The organism is Ochrobactrum vermis (genome assembly GCF_002975205.1).
Classification (GTDB): domain Bacteria; phylum Pseudomonadota; class Alphaproteobacteria; order Rhizobiales; family Rhizobiaceae; genus Brucella; species Brucella vermis.
This window is the reverse complement of the sequence record NZ_PCOC01000001.1, coordinates 1,351,141-1,366,458: the sequence shown is the minus strand read 5'-3', so window position 1 is coordinate 1,366,458 and position 15,318 is coordinate 1,351,141. Positions and strand designations below refer to the sequence as shown.

The following is a 15,318-nucleotide window of genomic DNA, read 5'->3' as shown; positions in this document are numbered from 1 at the left end:
AATAGGATGTCCGAAATATCTCTGCTGTTCGAAACTGTGTCAAGATAATTTGTGGACAGGGTGTTTTGCCCCTGTACGGAATCGTCCGATTCCGTACAGGGGTGAGCAAGTAGTGCAGAGTTGCGAGAGTAAAGAATGGCCAAGCGGACGCTGTTAAAAATCCAGGATCGACATGAGCTTTTCGACATTCCTACCGACGAAGATAGTTTGATCAGACATTATTCGCTTACACCGACTGATCGCCTGGAAATAGAGCTTCGCCGGCGCAAGCAAAATCAGCTTGGCTTTGCGGTGCATCTTTGCCTGATGCGTTACCCTGGAAGAGCGCTTCTGCCGAACGAAGTTCCGCCACCGATGCTGCTCAATTATATTGCCGAGCAGATCAACGTGGATCCACGGTTATTTAATTTATACGCAACGCGTGAGGAAACCCGACGCGAACATATCGGACACTTGCAGCGCTATCTCGAGCTGCGGAGTGCAACCGCTGAAGACCGTCGCGCCGCTTTGCGTGCGGGCATTGAAGCAGCTTCCCAAACAGATAAAGGGTTGCCCATAGCAAAAGCGATTATCGCCACTTTCCGCGAGCGATGTGTTCTCCTACCGGTAGTGAATATGATCGAGCGTATGGGGCTGGCAGCACGTGCCATCGCTCGTCGGCGCGCAGAGAGTGCGCTCATTGCTGATCTCAGTGATAAAAAACTGGAAACCCTGGATAGCCTATTGGACGTTGACCCGGCAATCCGTCAGACGCGTTTCAATTGGTTGCGGTCCGCTCCTGACGCCCCGGGAGCAGGAAATCTGATTGGAATGACGGAGCGCATAGCATTCCTACGACATCTTGAGATCGATCCCCAGCTGCAACTTCGCATTCCCACCGGTCGGTGGGATCAGATGATCCGCGAGGGCGATGCCACTCCGGCCTGGCTTGCCAGTGACTTCAGTTCCAGTCGTCGTCGCGCTACAATCGTGGCTCAGCTTATCAAGCTCGGCCAGAAGCTCACCGACGATGCGGTAACAATGTTCATCAAGCTGATCGGTCGGCTGTTCTCAAAAGCCAATAACAGGAAAAAGCAGCGGCATATGAATGCCCGGATAGAAACATCCAGAGCGCTCAAATTATTCCTCGACACAATTGTCGCCTTACAGAATGCCAATGATGCTGATGAAGATGCAATGAAAGTGGTAAACAGGCAGGTCGGTTGGCATAAGCTGCTCCAGATCAAGCCTAACCTTGAAGCCATGGTCGAGAACGCGGACACATCGCCTTTGGTGATGGCGGCAGAACAGTACGCCAATGTTCGAAAGTTTGCGGGCGTTTTCATCCAGACATTCATGTTTCACTCACATCGAAGGTATGATCCGCTGCTGGTAGCGATCTCAACCCTGAAAGGGCTTTATGCGGAAGGAAAGCGCGTTCTACCGGATCGTGTGCCAGTCGGCCATCTCGGGGCTTCTGAGAAAAAGCTCATCTTCGATGGCGGAAAGCCAGATCGGCGGCTTTACGAAATTGCAACCCTGGCCCATTTGCGCGATCGGTTACGCTCGGGGGATGTCTGGGTTGATGGCAGCCGTTCATTCCGGCCGATTGACGAACATCTCATGCCTAAGCCTGCTTTTGTCGCCATGAAAGACGAAGGTAAACTCGGTCTCGGTGTTCAGGGCGATGGGGCTGCATGGCTCGCAGAAGTCCGGCAAACGATGGACTACAATCTTAAGCGCCTAGCTTATCGCGCTCGCAATGGAAAACTCGACCACGTCAGGCTGGAAGCGGGCACCCTGATCGTGACGCCGCGTGCGAGCGATATTCCCGCCGCCGCCGATGAACTGAACGTCGAAATCAGCGACATGTACCCGTTGATCGAAGTGCCGGACCTTCTCAAGGAAGTACATAACTGGACCGGGTTCGCCGACCAGTTTACGCATGTCCGGACGGGAGATACGCCGCAAAACATCTCCGCAATGCTCGCCGGCGTTCTGGCGGACGGCACGAACCTCGGCCCCAAACGCATGGCAGGAGCGTCGAAGGGGATCAGCGCTCACCAGATCGGGTGGATGCGCACCTTTCACGCCCGATCTGAAACCTATAGGGCGGCGCAGGCTTGTGTAACAGACGCTCATGCGAGCCATCCGCATTCGCTGCTCTGGGGAGATGGAACGACCGCATCATCCGATGGGCAATTCTTCCGTGCGAGCGACCGGGCCGCCAAGCGTGGTGATATCAATTTGCACTATGGCAGTGAACCGGGTTCGAAATTCTACAGCCATCTCTCTGACCAGTACGGATATTTTGGCATATTGCCAATCAGCCCGACTGAAAGCGAGGCCGTCTATGTCCTCGACGGCCTGTTTGATCACGAAACGATTCTGCAAATCGAGGAGCATTTTACCGATACCGGCGGCGCGAGCGATCATATTTTTGCGATCTTCGCCCTGATTGGCAAGCGTTTTGCGCCGCGGCTTCGAAACATCAAGGACCGGAAATTCCACACATTCGAGAAGGCCGATGCCTATCCGGCGCTGGAAAGCCATATCGGCGCACCGCTCAACAGCGCCCTCATTCTCGAACATTGGGATGACCTGCTACGTTTGGCAGCATCGATAACAACATGCACAGTCGCGCCGTCGACGATCCTGAAAAGGTTCTCCGCTTCCTCAAGATCCAGCGAACTCGCTAAAGCTTTGCGTGAACTAGGTCGCATTGAGCGCACGCTGTTCATGATCGAGTGGTATTCCAGCCCGGCGCTACGCCGGCGTTGTCAGGCTGGTCTCAACAAGGGCGAAGCTGCTCACAAGCTGAAACGTGCCGTCTTCTTCCATGAGCGCGGAGAAATTCGTGATCGGTCTTACGACAGCCAGGCATTCCGGGCCTCTGGCCTTAATCTGGTGGTGAGCGCGATCGTTTACTGGAATACCGTCTATCTCAGCCGCGCCGCCGCCCAATTGCGGCAACAGGGCCGAAATATTCCTGACGAATTGCTGAAGCATGTCTCGCCACTGAGTTGGGAACACATAAACCTCACCGGAATCTACTCCTGGGACGCAGAACAGCAGATGACAGACGGCTTCAGGCCCTTGCGCCGCACCAGTCGATTGTTGCGTGCTGCATGAAGTTCATTGTTCGTTCGCCCTAAACGTACGATTTTGCACTATTCTTGTTCCGCCCCCTGGTCGAGGCGGGAGCGAAACAGCTCCTGCTTTCCCGTCTCTCTGCGTTCATGTGGTCTGGACATTGTCTGGCTCCGGATGATCGCTACATCCGAAGTGAATCAGACTTTTAATATGAGGGAAAGTGGATTCGTAAATTGCAAGGAAACGCACGTCAAAATGCCGTTTCCTTGCAATAGATAAAGGACACTTCCACCCATTTAGTCATTAAACTCAATGGCTTGGGAATACTTCACGGGCGACGAGTTCAACTGCTTTAAAAAGCAAAAAGGCCGCGCGGTGCGCGGCCTTTTTGTTTATTCTAACGCGCATCCCTAAAACCGTTTCACACTTTTCGGGATGCGCTCTATTTTCAGCCACCATTCTTGAGGCGGAGCAGATCGGGCGGGGTCGCTTCGTCCACCAGCCGTGCGATGGCTTCATCAAGCGTCATGGATTCTTGATCCCGCGAACCGAGACGGCGCATATTGACCGTATTTTCTTCGGCTTCGCGCTTGCCGCAAACGAGGATCACCGGAACTTTCTGCAACGAATGTTCGCGAACCTTGTAGTTGATCTTCTCGTTGCGCAGATCGGTTGTGACCTGCAACCCGGCCGCTTTCAGCTTGGCTGCCGCCTGAGCTGCATATTCGTCGGCGTCCGAAGTGATCGTGGCAACGACAACCTGGACTGGCGCAAACCACAACGGCATGTGACCGGCGAAGTTCTCGATCAGGATACCGAGGAAGCGTTCCATAGAGCCGCAGATCGCGCGGTGGATCATCACCGGCTGGCGCTTTTCCGAATCCTTGTCGATATAGAAGGCGCCAAAGCGTTCCGGCAGATTGAAGTCCACCTGCGTGGTGCCGCACTGCCATTCACGACCGATGGCGTCCTTCAGCGTATATTCGAACTTAGGACCGTAGAACGCGCCCTCGCCCGGCAGAATACCGGTCTTGATGTTGTTCGACTGCTGCTGGATCTTTTCCAGAACCGACATCATCACGCTTTCGGCACGATCCCAAAGATCATCCGAACCGACGCGCTTGTCAGGACGGGTCGACAGCTTGATGGTGATCTCTTCGAAACCGAAATCCTTATAGACCGACAGGATCAGGTCATTGATGCGCAGGCATTCGGCAGCCATCTGCTCTTCCGTGCAGAAGATGTGCGCATCGTCCTGCGTAAAGCCGCGCACGCGCATCAACCCATGCAATGCGCCTGACGGCTCATAGCGGTGAACATTGCCGAATTCCGCAAGCTTGATCGGCAGATCGCGATAGGACTTGAGACCATGCTTGAAGATCATCACATGGCCGGGGCAGTTCATCGGCTTCAGCGCAAACACGCGATCATCGTCGGTTTCGTCACCGGCGACGGTCACCTTGAACATGTTGTCGCGGTACCAGCCCCAGTGGCCCGAGGTTTCCCAGAGCGACTTGTCGAGCACCTGCGGCGCGTTCACTTCCTGATAGCCGTGGCTATCGAGGCGGCGACGCATATAGCTCACCAGATTCTGGAACATCTTCCAGCCCTTGGCATGCCAGAACACGACGCCCGGTCCTTCTTCCTGGAAATGGAACAGGTCCATTTCACGGCCGAGACGGCGATGATCGCGCTTTTCGGCCTCTTCAAGCATATGAAGATAGGCCTGAAGGTCGTTGTCGTTGGCAAAGGCGGTACCATAGATGCGGGTCAGCATCGGATTGTTGGAATCACCGCGCCAATAGGCTCCGGCAACCTTCATCAGCTTGAAGGAATTGCCGATCTGGCCGGTCGAGGCCATGTGCGGGCCGCGGCAGAGATCGAACCATTCACCCTGAGAGTAAATCTTGAGGTCCTGCCCGGCCGGAATGGCGTCCACCAGCTCGACCTTGTAGGCTTCGCCTTTGTCGGCGAAAACCTGCTTCGCCTTTTCGCGCGACCAGATTTCCTTGGTGAAAGGCTTGTTGCGCTGGATGATCTCGCGCATCTTCTTTTCGATCACAGGCAGATCGTCCGGGGTAAACGGTTCATTACGCGCAAAGTCGTAGTAGAAGCCGTTTTCGATGACAGGACCGATGGTAACCTGTGTGCCTGGAAAAAGCTCCTGCACGGCTTCTGCCAGAACATGCGCCGTATCATGGCGGATGAGTTCAAGCGCGCGCGGGTCCTCGCGGGTCAGAATCTCGATTTTGCCGGAAGCGCCGAGTGGATCGGAAAGATCGCGCACGGTGCCATCAACGGCATAGGCAACAGCTTTTTTGGCAAGAGATTTGGAAATCGATTCCGCGAGGCCCGCGCCGGTCATCGACGCATCGTATTCACGCACAGAGCCATCGGGAAATTGCATGGAAACGGTATTCGACATTCTAATCATCCTTATCCAGTCCCGCCAACGATTGCGGGTGGGTTCATGCGTATGAAAAATGAAGATTGGCTTCTAATCCCTTTTGTCCAGCCAGTAAAGCGCGACAAGCTGACAGCGTCAGGTCGCGCTCGTGTAAGGAGGGAATCAAATCAGTTCCGGATCGGAAGGCAGTCGATCTTCTGTTGTTTCAGCTGCGTACACGCCTTTTCGGCGGATGCCGAATCCTTGAAACCGGCAAAACGCACGCGATAAACCTTGCGGCGCTTTTCGGCAGGCGAGATTTCAGCTTTCAAGCCCGGCGCCACCTTGTCGACCGCTGGACGGTACTTTGCCTGCAGTTCCTTGGCCCCGGCAAGCGTCGGCGGAGCGCCGAGCTGGATCGTCCAGGTCGCGGCACTCGCCGCAGAGGCAATCAGGAAGCCGCCATCGCCTTGCTCGATACGGGAATCGTCGATCAGGTCGGCGACTGCATCCGACTTCGGCGTAGCCGAAGCGACCTGCTTTGCGACCGGCTGCGGCTTGGCCATTGCAACGAGCTGCGCCTTGGCATCGGAACCTTCAGTACCGAATCGCGTCAGCAGCTTCGCCATCTGGTCGTCGCGCTGCCGCGCCGATCCAGCACCCAGTACGACGCCAACAAGGTGCTTGTCGTTGATGATGGCAGATGAAACGAGGTTGTAGCCGGATACATCCGTATAGCCGGTCTTGATGCCATCAACGCCGCCATAACGGTACATCAGATTGTTGTGGCCATTGCGAACCCGGTCACGGAAGGTGAAGGAGCGTTGCGAAAACAGTGCATACTGATCCGGAAAATCACGGCGCAACGACATACCAAGTACAGCCATGTCGCGTGCAGTCGTAAGCTGGGTAGCATTTGCTGTCAGACCCGACGGATTAACGAAAAAAGTGCTCTTCATGCCGATCTGGCGTGCACGCTGCGTCATCAACCGGCCAAAGGCGGCTTCCGATCCGGCTATATATTCGCCCATTACCGTCGCTGCGTCATTGGCCGACACGATGATCATGCCATTGATCGCATCACGGACAGTGATCGTCTCACCCGGCTTCAGCCAGAGCTTCATGCGAACTTTCGCAGACGCATTCTTCGACACAGGCATTGCATCGTCCCAATGCAGCGTGCCGGTCTTGAGACCTTCGAATGCCAGATAAAGCGTCATCATCTTCGCAAGCGAAGCCGGTGCACGCTGCACATTGGCATCGTCCTGTCCAAGGATTCGTCCGCTATCAGCATCGAAGACGACCCAGGAGGTGTTTGCCATCGCCGCTGACGTACATAGCACACTCGCACCGAGCGCTAAGGATGCAATGAGACGAGAAAGGCGGGACGATGATTTCAGCATAAACAGCTCACAGGAATAAGGACGCCGGGGGGACATGCAGGCAAATTGCGGCCCGAAAAAGACCACAGCACTGCCTTAAATTCCAATTCTCAAAGAAACGTTGATATCCTTAATGAATTATAATCAGCTAACAAAAAACTGTCAGAAATCACAGATGCGTATGTCTCGTAAAAGTGGGGACCGGGTTTTCGATAGAGATTCGAAAACATCCTAAGACGATGAGCAGCGCCAATATCGCCAGGGCAGATACCATTTAAGGTCGCTGGAGAGTGTTCGAGGCACCGGATCGAAACCGTGAGTGCCGAACGGCCCGCAACGCATGACGCGAAAAAGCCCCATCCAGCCACCGCTCCATAGGCCATGGCGGGCAATCGCTTCATAGGTATATTCGGAACAGGTGGGCAGATGCCGGCAGGAATTGCCGATAAGGGATGACAACGTCACCTGATAGAATCGCACGAACGCCGTGCCGATCAGCCTTCCCGGCGTCTTGCGCCAGGGATCGGTGAAATTGCGGCTATAGCGTTTCGCTGCACCCTCGCCCTTATGGTTCTCACCACAGGCACACATCAGGCGGCTTTGGCCTTTTCCTCTATCTGCCGGATGCAATCGACAACCGCATCGAAAGTAAGCAGCGTTGAGGCATGGCGAGCCCTGTATTCGCGGACAGGTTCGAAATATTTCAGGTCCGCGAAACGTCCTTCCGGTGCTGGCCCCTCTTCCTTCAGCATCTTGTACATTTCATCGTGAACGGCTTTCAGTTCTTCTGCGGAAGCGCCGATGATATTGCGCGCCATCACGGAGGAAGAAGCCTGTCCAAGCGCGCAGGCCTTCACCTCATGCGCGAAATCCGTCACGATGCCATCGGTCATTTTCAGATAGACGGTAACGGTCGATCCGCACAGCTTGGAGTGCACCTTGGCAACCGCGTCGGGCTCGGGAAGACGCCCGAGACGCTCCATGTTTCCGGCGAATTCCAGGATGCGTTTGTTATAAATATCATCGATCATGGCGGCGAACCTTCCGCTGTGCCGGAGAAAAACATAATTTTGTCGCCCGACTGCGGTTTGAAGTTGCAATTTAATGTCTATATAATAGGCAGGTAGCGTCTGCGCCATGGGTAACATTAGCACAGACCCGGGGGCAGTCGCACGAAAACCTGTCCGGTGACCTTAAGCGCCGGATCAATACATCGCCCGCTCGCAAAGCGCATCGTTGTATTGTCCGTTTAACTCGTCTCCTCCTTGAAGGAGACTACTGGAGAATACTGATGGACGCTCGCATCCTCAAAGAAGATGAAGATTCCGGCCTGCCGACCAACAAGCAGGCAAACGTAGCCCTTTTGCATGGCAAGCCGACGCAGGCCGATGCAGAAGCCGCCGTACGCACGCTTTTGCTCTGGGCCGGAGACAACCCGGAGCGCGAAGGTCTTCTGGAAACGCCGAAGCGCGTGGCCAAGGCCTATAAGGAGCTGTTCGCAGGTTATACGGAAAGCCCGGAAGAGGTCCTCGGCACGGTGTTCGAGGAAGTCGGCGGCTATAACGATCTTGTTCTCGTGAAGGACATTTCGTTCCATTCGCATTGCGAGCACCATATGGTGCCGATCATTGGCAAGGCGCATGTTGCCTATCTGCCTGATCACAAGGTGGTGGGTCTTTCCAAGATTGCCCGCGTCGTGGATATTTTCGCGCGCCGCCTGCAGACGCAGGAAAGCATCACCGCGCAAATCGCCGATAGCATCCAGCGCATTTTGAAGCCACGCGGCGTTGCGGTCATGATCGAGGCCGAGCATATGTGCATGGCCATGCGCGGTATCCGCAAGCAGGGTTCGACGACCATCACCACCACGTTTACCGGCGAAATGCAGGTGAATGCGGAGGAACAGGTGCGTTTCATGACCCTGACCCGCAGATAAGCGGCAGATAATGAGCTTCTTTCCCACCCAGCCTTCCGACAAGAAGGCCGTAGAAGAAGGCGCGGCATTCATGCCGCGCTTCGATGCATCAGGTCTCATTACAGCAGTCGTCACTGATGTGCGTGACGGCGAATTGCTGATGGTGGCTCATATGAACGAGGAAGCATTGCGCCTCACCCTGGAAACGGGAATTGCGCATTACTGGTCCCGTTCGCGGGCCACGCTCTGGAAGAAGGGCGAGACGTCAGGCAATCTGCAAAGTGTTGTCGAGTTGCGCACGGATTGCGATCAGGACGCGCTTTGGCTGAAAGTGCGCGTCGCAGGCGATGGACCGACATGCCACACGGGTCGCCGCTCCTGTTTTTATCGGCAGGTTCTCGCCGAGAATGGCGATATATCGCTCGCCATTGAAGGCGCTTGCGATCACGAGCATTAACTGCGGTCAAAAGGATGTGATGGCGCGAATAAGAGTCGCGCCATCAATTTGCAGCATTTATTCTTTGGATACTATGTTTCGCTAATCTGAAGCGGTTCCTGTCAAACGGAACTGTCGGAATCGCTTTAGCTATTTGTTGTACGCATTTCCTGACGCAAACCGCTTCGCCTTTTGCTGGGCCCTTTTGCCGGAAATGCTCCAAGTCGAGACGAAGAGGTTTCCATCGTGATGCTTGCATGGGGGCAAAGGCGGAAGGCTGCGAATAACGACCTCGCCCCGCCGACAGAAGAGATCATCGAAAAGCATGAAATCAAGCGTGAGCCGCGCCGGATAGCCTTGGCGCTTGGCGGAGGAGCTGCGCGCGGTTGGGCGCATATCGGCGTTCTGCGCGCACTGGACGAAGCCAATATCGATATAGAGATGATTGCCGGGACATCTATAGGCGCGCTCGTGGGCGGCTGTTATCTGGCCGGAAAGCTTGATGAGCTGGAAGAGTTCGCCCGCAGCCTCACACGGCGGCGCATGTTCAACCTTCTCGACATCACATTTCGCGGCAGCGGGCTGTTCGGCGGCATGAGGCTCGACGGCCGCTTGCGCGAACATCTGGACGGATTACGCATTGAGGAGCTGGATCGTCCCTTTGTTGCCATCTGCACCGAATTGCGCACCGGTCATGAAATCTGGCTGTCATCAGGTCCGCTTGTCGATGCCATGCGTGCCTCTTACGCCCTGCCCGGTGTTTTCGAACCTGTGCGCTGGCAGGAGCGTGTTCTGGTGGACGGTGCATTGGTCAATCCTGTGCCCGTATCCGTATGTCGTGCTTATGAGCAGCGCCTCGTTCTGGCAGTTAATCTGCATTACGACCAATACGGGCGCGCCGCCGTCATCAAGCACGCGCAATCGCGCCAGGAAGGTCTGGCTGAAGCAATCCATGGCGAGAAAGAAGCCCGTCTCGGCATTACCGGCGTGATGATGGAAGCCTTCAACATCATTCAGGATCGTATCTCACGTGCCCGAATGGCTGGCGATCCACCGGATGTCACGCTTATGCCGATTGTGGGGCAGATCGGTCTCGCCGATTTCCATCGCGCATCCGAGGCAATCGATGCCGGATATGCGGAAACATTGAAGCGGCTTGAGGATATCAAACGTCTTCAGGGCATCGCCGGCTGATTTTTTTGACGTTTCCGACGAATCTGAATGAATCGGATTCGTCAGATTCACATTTCGATGCCCTTCGCAGCTCTTTCTTCCGCCCCAAGGCTCTCGTTTGATGACGTTTTTCTGAAATTTATTGTCTTTGTGGAAGTCTTTGAAAAAACCCGGAAAATCGGGGTTTCGACTACATCTGCTATAATTGGGGACCGGCTTTTTCACATTCTTTTTCAAAAAGATTGCCGGAAGATGCAGATGGGGCTTGTGCACCCCAAAGTGATTTGCTAAATGCCCACTCGCCGACGAAGTTCGGCTCCTACCACGGGCGGTCGTGGCGGAATTGGTAGACGCGCAGCGTTGAGGTCGCTGTGGGGCAACCCGTGGAAGTTCGAGTCTTCTCGACCGCACCATCTTCTCTCAAGAACAATTTAAAATACTTTCCCCGCAAGGGGTTAAAGTTGTTTCTTGATTAGAGATCTTCACTTCCTATCGATATATGCCAAATGAAAACGCGCCCTTCGATGAAGAGCGCGTCTGGTTCATGACGATATTCTCGTTCAGTTTTTGCTGATTTCCGCGATGATTGCGTCGCTATGCTCCCCAAGTTTCGGCGAACGCCTGTCGAGCTTCAGTTCAGCATCGGAGAAGCGAATGGGCGTTCGCAAGCCGGGAACGCCTTGCGGGTCGATCTTCATCGCCCTTGCCTCGAATTGCGGGTCTGCAAACACATCTGCCACCGTATTGATCGGTCCGGCAGGCACACCGATTCTGGCAAGTTCGGCCAGCAGGTCGTCACGCTTCCACCCTTTAGTCTTTTCTTCCAGCAGCGCTGTCAGAGCTGCGCGGTTGGCGACACGCGCCGAATTGCTGACGAAACGCTCATCGGCTGCGACGGCACCGATGCCAAGCAAGGAAGTCAATTTTCCGAACTGTCCGTCATTGCCGCAAGCGATGATGAAATAGCCATCGGAGACAGGCAGTGTCTGATAAGGCGCGATATTCGGATGCGCATTGCCCATCCGCTTCGGCGATACGCCTGATGCGAGATAGTTCATGGCCTGATTGGCGAGTACCGCCGACATACAGTCGAAAAGTGCCATATCGACATGCTGGCCTGTGCCAGTGCGCTCGCGCATGATAAGCGCGGACTGGATCGCAATCACGCTGTAAAGCCCGGTGAAAATGTCCGCAAAAGCCACGCCGATCTTCTGCGGCTCGCCGTCAGGCTCGCCCGTGAGATCCATGATGCCGCCCATGCCCTGGATCATGAAATCATAGCCCGCACGCTCCGCATAGGGGCCGGTATGGCCGAATCCGGTGATCGAGCAATAGATCAGGCGCGGATTGATGGCTTTCAGGCTCTCATAGTCGAGACCATATTTATCCAGCCCGCCCAGCTTGAAGTTTTCGATGACGACGTCGGCTTCGGCTACAAGCTGGCGCACCAGTTCCCGACCTTCGTCGGTGCGAAAATCTGCTGTAATCGAGCGCTTGCCACGATTGCAGGCATGGAAATAGGCGGCGGATCGTTCGCCTTCCACGTCAATGAACGGCGGACCCCATTTGCGCGTATCGTCCCCTTCAAGGCTTTCCACCTTGATGACATCGGCGCCGAGATCGGAGAGCGTCTGCCCTACCCATGGCCCGGCAAGAATGCGCGCCAGTTCTACCACCTTGAGACCGTCAAGCGGTGTATTCTGCATTTTCAGCAATCCCGTATTAGAGCGCATCCCGAAAGTGCGAAGCGGTTTTCGGATAAGATGCGCGTCAAAACAAATAGTTAGAGTGTCGATCTGATGCAATCAGATCGAAACGCGCTCTAAATAAAAGAGCCCGCCCGCGAACTGCGAACGGGCCCGAATGGAAGGCTTGGCGGTACAGCGATCAGAAGAAAGCCTGAATGCCGGTCTGGGCGCGGCCGAGGATCAGCGCATGAACGTCATGCGTGCCTTCATAGGTATTCACCGTTTCCAGATTCTGCGCGTGACGCATAACGTGATATTCGATCTGGATGCCGTTACCGCCGTGCATATCGCGTGCCTGACGGGCAATATCGAGCGCCTTGCCGCAATTGTTGCGCTTGACGATGGAGATCATTTCCGGTGCCATCTTGCCATCGTCGAACAGACGACCGACACGGAGCGAAGCCTGGAGCCCCAGTGCTATTTCGGTCTGCATATCGGCCAGCTTCTTCTGGTAAAGCTGTGTACCAGCCAAAGGCTTGTCGAACTGCTTGCGGTCGAGGCCATACTGGCGCGCGCGGAACCAGCAATCTTCTGCCGCACCCAGCACACCCCATGAAATGCCGTAACGGGCGCGATTGAGGCAGCCGAACGGGCCCTTCAGACCGGAGACATTTGGCAGAATCGCGTCTTCCGAAACCTCGACACCATCCATGACGATTTCGCCCGTGATCGATGCGCGCAGCGAGAGCTTGCCGCCGATCTTCGGTGCGGAAAGGCCCTTCATGCCCTTCTCGAGTACGAAGCCGCGAATAGCATTGTCGTGGGCAACGGATTTGGCCCAGACCACAAACACATCGGCGATTGGCGAGTTTGAAATCCACATCTTGGAACCGCTGATGCGATAGCCACCGTCGATTTTCTCGGCACGGGTCTTCATGCCCGCAGGATCGGAGCCTGCATCGGGTTCAGTCAGGCCGAAGCAGCCGATCAATTCGCCGGAAACAAGACCTGGAAGATATTTCTTGCGCTGTTCGTCGGAGCCGTAGGCATAGATCGGATACATCACGAGCGACGACTGCACGCTCATCATCGAACGGTAGCCGGAATCGACGCGCTCGACTTCACGCGCAACCAGCCCATAGGCAACATAACCTGCATTGGCCGCGCCATATTCTTCAGGAAGCGTCACGCCCAAGAGACCAGCCTGCCCCATGAGGCGGAAAAGTTCCGGATCGGTCGTCTCATCCAGATAAGCCTTTTCAACGCGTGGCAGCAGAACATCCGTTGCGAAAGCCTTGGCCGAGTCGCGGATCATGCGTTCCTCTTCGGTCAGCTGTTCATCCAACAGAAACGGGTCTTCCCAGCTAAAAGCCGCACGTGACATCAGTGTATTCTCCTCAATGAAAACTTGCAGGAAATATGAACCGTGTGGATGTTCGGTGCAATCGACGTTTACTCATCGATCTATTCCGTTTAGTAATGGATCATGACCTCGATATCCCGCCGCCTGCTTCCCTCCACGAGTGCGCTTGCTGCCTTCGATGCGGTTGCGCGGCATGAAAGCTTTTCGGCGGCAGCGGAGGAACTGTCGCTGACGCAAGGCGCAGTAAGCCGGCAGATTGCGACACTTGAAGAACAACTCGGGACTGCGCTTTTCGACCGTACCAGCCGCCATGTCGTTCTCTCCGAGGCCGGACGCGCCTATCTCAAGGCTGTAGGCCCGGCGCTTGCGTCCATCCGGGCCGCGTCGCTGCAAGTGATGTCGCAAATGCGTGGCACCACGCTCAATCTGGCTTTCCTGCCGACATTCGGGACACGATGGCTGATACCGCGCATACCGCGCTTCGTGGCGAAATACCCGGATATCATCCTCAATTTTGCGACACGTATCGGGCAGTTCGATTTCGATCGCGAGGGGCTGGATGCTGCGATCCACATCGGCCAGCCGGACTGGCCCAACGCCGACAGCATTTTCCTGATGGATGAAACCGTAGCGCCCGTCTGCAGTCCTGCTTTCCTTCAGCAGAACCCGATTCGTACGCCGGTCGATCTTCTGCCGCTTCCCTTGTTCAACATGGCTTCCCGTCCCGGTGCCTGGGATCACTGGTTCAAAAGCCTCGACATTGCCGCCCCGGTTTCTCCGGGAATGCGTTTCGAGCAGTTCTCGAATGTTTCACAGGCCTGCGTTGCCGGTCTTGGTGTTGCTCTGATGCCCTTGTTCCTCATCCGCGCCGAGATCGAGAGCGGCCAGCTTGTCGTTGCCTGTCCGCATACGGTCAAAAGCCCAAGCAGCTATTATTTCGTGACGCCAAAGGCTCGGTCAAACACGCCGGCAGTCTCGGCTTTTCGGGACTGGCTGCTGACGGAAATCAAATATGAAAGCGAAGGTCAACCGGCCACGAAACCGGCATAACCATCGTCCAGCGTCTTGCTTAGGACCATCGAATAGTCGGCAAAGGAACGATCGCCGTGCCGGACACGCCCGAAAGACGGATCGGCGAACTGCTTCATCGGAACGAGCGCAAGCGGCGTTGCAACGGGTGTCAGATGGGCACCCTGCCCGGCCCGCAATGTTGTCAGGATGCCGAACATTTCGCCGGTGATGCTTGGGCGGGAAAGCACGGCCATGCGGTACTGGCCGGATGTGTTCGTCACCAGATAGATGTGACCGGAAAGATGCGGAACGGAAACCGCACCGTGCTGCGAGAACGAGACGTCGGAACGTTCACGCTCGCGAAAACTGAGATGGCCGGCATCGAAATCCCAGCCAATTTCCGTGGTGTAAGCAAAAATGGCTTTGTCCTCGCCAAAGGACGGGCGCAAGGTGAGGTAATTGCCTTCAAGCCATGATACCGAGGCTCGTGAATAGGCTCCCAGCTCCTCCGCTGCATGACTGTTGCCATTGTTGGTGGGGTGGCCGGGCGCTTCATTTCCCTGCTCGCGCAAGGCGACACCCATAGCCTGTTCGAGCCGGATGATCGTCGCGAGCGTGAACGGCCTGTGTCCCGACAGCGCTTTTTCCAAAGTTGAAAGGCTGATCCGGGCCTCATCGGCCAGTAGCTGGCGTGAAATGCGCCGCCGGGCAATTTCCTCGCGAACCCTTACGGCAACGCGGATATTGATCTGGTCGGGTAAATGGGAGTCCTGATCGGACATAGCTCTTCCTGAATTGCGTACTTTTCTTCACAATTCCACACATATGCGTAACCGGCAAGGCGGTTTGCGGAAAGTGGTGGCTGAAACTTGGCAAAGCTTACGCTGGAGTG

General features: G+C 55.6%; 12 protein-coding genes and 1 tRNA gene. 6 read left to right on the top strand and 7 right to left on the bottom strand.

Features of this window, described 5'->3' with window-relative positions; all coding sequences use genetic code 11:
• Positions 1-135 precede the first annotated feature (135 nt).
• Entirely contained in the window at positions 136-3,111 is a 2,976-nt protein-coding gene (locus tag CQZ93_RS06820; RefSeq protein WP_105541908.1) for a Tn3 family transposase, read from the top strand.
• Between the two features lie 409 nt (positions 3,112-3,520).
• Here CQZ93_RS06820 and thrS read toward each other — a convergent pair whose 3' ends face one another.
• The 4 genes from thrS to CQZ93_RS06800 form a co-directional block, all read right to left on the bottom strand.
• Positions 3,521-5,497, bottom strand: a complete 1,977-nt coding sequence (thrS, locus tag CQZ93_RS06815) for a threonine--tRNA ligase (protein WP_105541907.1) — start codon at positions 5,495-5,497, stop codon at positions 3,521-3,523.
• Between the two features lie 149 nt (positions 5,498-5,646).
• Positions 5,647-6,861 carry a D-alanyl-D-alanine carboxypeptidase gene (locus CQZ93_RS06810; protein ID WP_105541906.1) on the bottom strand — a complete coding sequence of 405 codons (1,215 nt, stop codon included), beginning with the start codon at positions 6,859-6,861 and terminating at the stop codon, positions 5,647-5,649.
• Positions 6,862-7,071: 210 nt separating this feature from the next.
• Entirely contained in the window at positions 7,072-7,431 is a 360-nt protein-coding gene (yidD, locus tag CQZ93_RS06805; protein WP_105541905.1) for a membrane protein insertion efficiency factor YidD, read from the bottom strand.
• Positions 7,431-7,871: an iron-sulfur cluster assembly scaffold protein gene (locus CQZ93_RS06800; RefSeq protein ID WP_105541904.1), complete on the bottom strand. Its 441-nt coding sequence runs from the start codon at positions 7,869-7,871 to the stop codon at positions 7,431-7,433. Before CQZ93_RS06800 ends, yidD begins: the two co-directional genes overlap by 1 nt.
• Positions 7,872-8,131: 260 nt before the next feature.
• Between CQZ93_RS06800 and folE the strand changes: the two genes are divergently transcribed.
• The 4 genes from folE to CQZ93_RS06775 all read left to right on the top strand — a co-directional run bounded on the left by folE (position 8,132) and on the right by CQZ93_RS06775 (position 10,777).
• Positions 8,132-8,776 carry a GTP cyclohydrolase I FolE gene (gene folE, locus CQZ93_RS06795; RefSeq protein WP_105541903.1) on the top strand — a complete coding sequence of 215 codons (645 nt, stop codon included), beginning with the start codon at positions 8,132-8,134 and terminating at the stop codon, positions 8,774-8,776.
• A gap of 10 nt (positions 8,777-8,786) precedes the next feature.
• Complete coding sequence (hisI, locus tag CQZ93_RS06790) at positions 8,787-9,212, top strand: phosphoribosyl-AMP cyclohydrolase (protein WP_105541902.1); 426 nt, start codon at positions 8,787-8,789, stop codon at positions 9,210-9,212.
• 225 nt (positions 9,213-9,437) lie between these two features.
• On the top strand, positions 9,438-10,385 hold the full coding sequence (locus CQZ93_RS06785; RefSeq protein ID WP_105541901.1) for a patatin-like phospholipase family protein: 948 nt from the start codon (positions 9,438-9,440) through the stop codon (positions 10,383-10,385).
• A gap of 307 nt (positions 10,386-10,692) precedes the next feature.
• Positions 10,693-10,777: transfer RNA gene (locus CQZ93_RS06775), tRNA-Leu, on the top strand.
• A 147-nt stretch (positions 10,778-10,924) separates the two neighbouring features.
• Here the strand turns inward: CQZ93_RS06775 and CQZ93_RS06770 are convergent.
• Together CQZ93_RS06770 and CQZ93_RS06765 are read right to left on the bottom strand one after the other, a co-directional pair.
• Positions 10,925-12,070: a CaiB/BaiF CoA transferase family protein gene (locus CQZ93_RS06770; protein WP_105543203.1), complete on the bottom strand. Its 1,146-nt coding sequence runs from the start codon at positions 12,068-12,070 to the stop codon at positions 10,925-10,927.
• A gap of 181 nt (positions 12,071-12,251) precedes the next feature.
• A complete protein-coding gene (locus tag CQZ93_RS06765; protein ID WP_181153321.1) occupies positions 12,252-13,436 on the bottom strand; it encodes an acyl-CoA dehydrogenase in 1,185 nt (394 codons plus the stop codon).
• Positions 13,437-13,538: 102 nt separating this feature from the next.
• Here CQZ93_RS06765 and CQZ93_RS06760 point away from each other — a divergent pair, with 102 nt between their 5' ends.
• Positions 13,539-14,465: a LysR family transcriptional regulator gene (locus CQZ93_RS06760; protein WP_105541899.1), complete on the top strand. Its 927-nt coding sequence runs from the start codon at positions 13,539-13,541 to the stop codon at positions 14,463-14,465.
• Here CQZ93_RS06760 and CQZ93_RS06755 read toward each other — a convergent pair.
• A complete protein-coding gene (locus CQZ93_RS06755) occupies positions 14,441-15,208 on the bottom strand; it encodes a helix-turn-helix domain-containing protein (protein WP_105541898.1) in 768 nt (255 codons plus the stop codon). The genes CQZ93_RS06760 and CQZ93_RS06755 overlap by 25 nt on opposite strands.
• Positions 15,209-15,318 lie beyond the last annotated feature (110 nt).

Bases quoted from the DNA above. Each gene is read 5' to 3' on its own strand.
- CQZ93_RS06810 (WP_105541906.1), bottom strand. From the start codon at position 6,861: ATGCTGAAATCATCGTCCCGCCTTTCTCGTCTCATTGCATCCTTAGCG.
- yidD (WP_105541905.1), bottom strand. From the start codon at position 7,431: ATGTGTGCCTGTGGTGAGAACCATAAGGGCGAGGGTGCAGCGAAACGC.
- CQZ93_RS06770 (WP_105543203.1), bottom strand. From the start codon at position 12,070: ATGCAGAATACACCGCTTGACGGTCTCAAGGTGGTAGAACTGGCGCGC.
- CQZ93_RS06755 (WP_105541898.1), bottom strand. From the start codon at position 15,208: ATGTCCGATCAGGACTCCCATTTACCCGACCAGATCAATATCCGCGTT.
- CQZ93_RS06760 (WP_105541899.1), top strand. From the start codon at position 13,539: ATGACCTCGATATCCCGCCGCCTGCTTCCCTCCACGAGTGCGCTTGCT.
- folE (WP_105541903.1), top strand. From the start codon at position 8,132: ATGGACGCTCGCATCCTCAAAGAAGATGAAGATTCCGGCCTGCCGACC.
- CQZ93_RS06765 (WP_181153321.1), bottom strand. From the start codon at position 13,436: ATGTCACGTGCGGCTTTTAGCTGGGAAGACCCGTTTCTGTTGGATGAA.
- hisI (WP_105541902.1), top strand. From the start codon at position 8,787: ATGAGCTTCTTTCCCACCCAGCCTTCCGACAAGAAGGCCGTAGAAGAA.
- thrS (WP_105541907.1), bottom strand. From the start codon at position 5,497: ATGTCGAATACCGTTTCCATGCAATTTCCCGATGGCTCTGTGCGTGAA.
- CQZ93_RS06800 (WP_105541904.1), bottom strand. From the start codon at position 7,871: ATGATCGATGATATTTATAACAAACGCATCCTGGAATTCGCCGGAAAC.
- CQZ93_RS06820 (WP_105541908.1), top strand. From the start codon at position 136: ATGGCCAAGCGGACGCTGTTAAAAATCCAGGATCGACATGAGCTTTTC.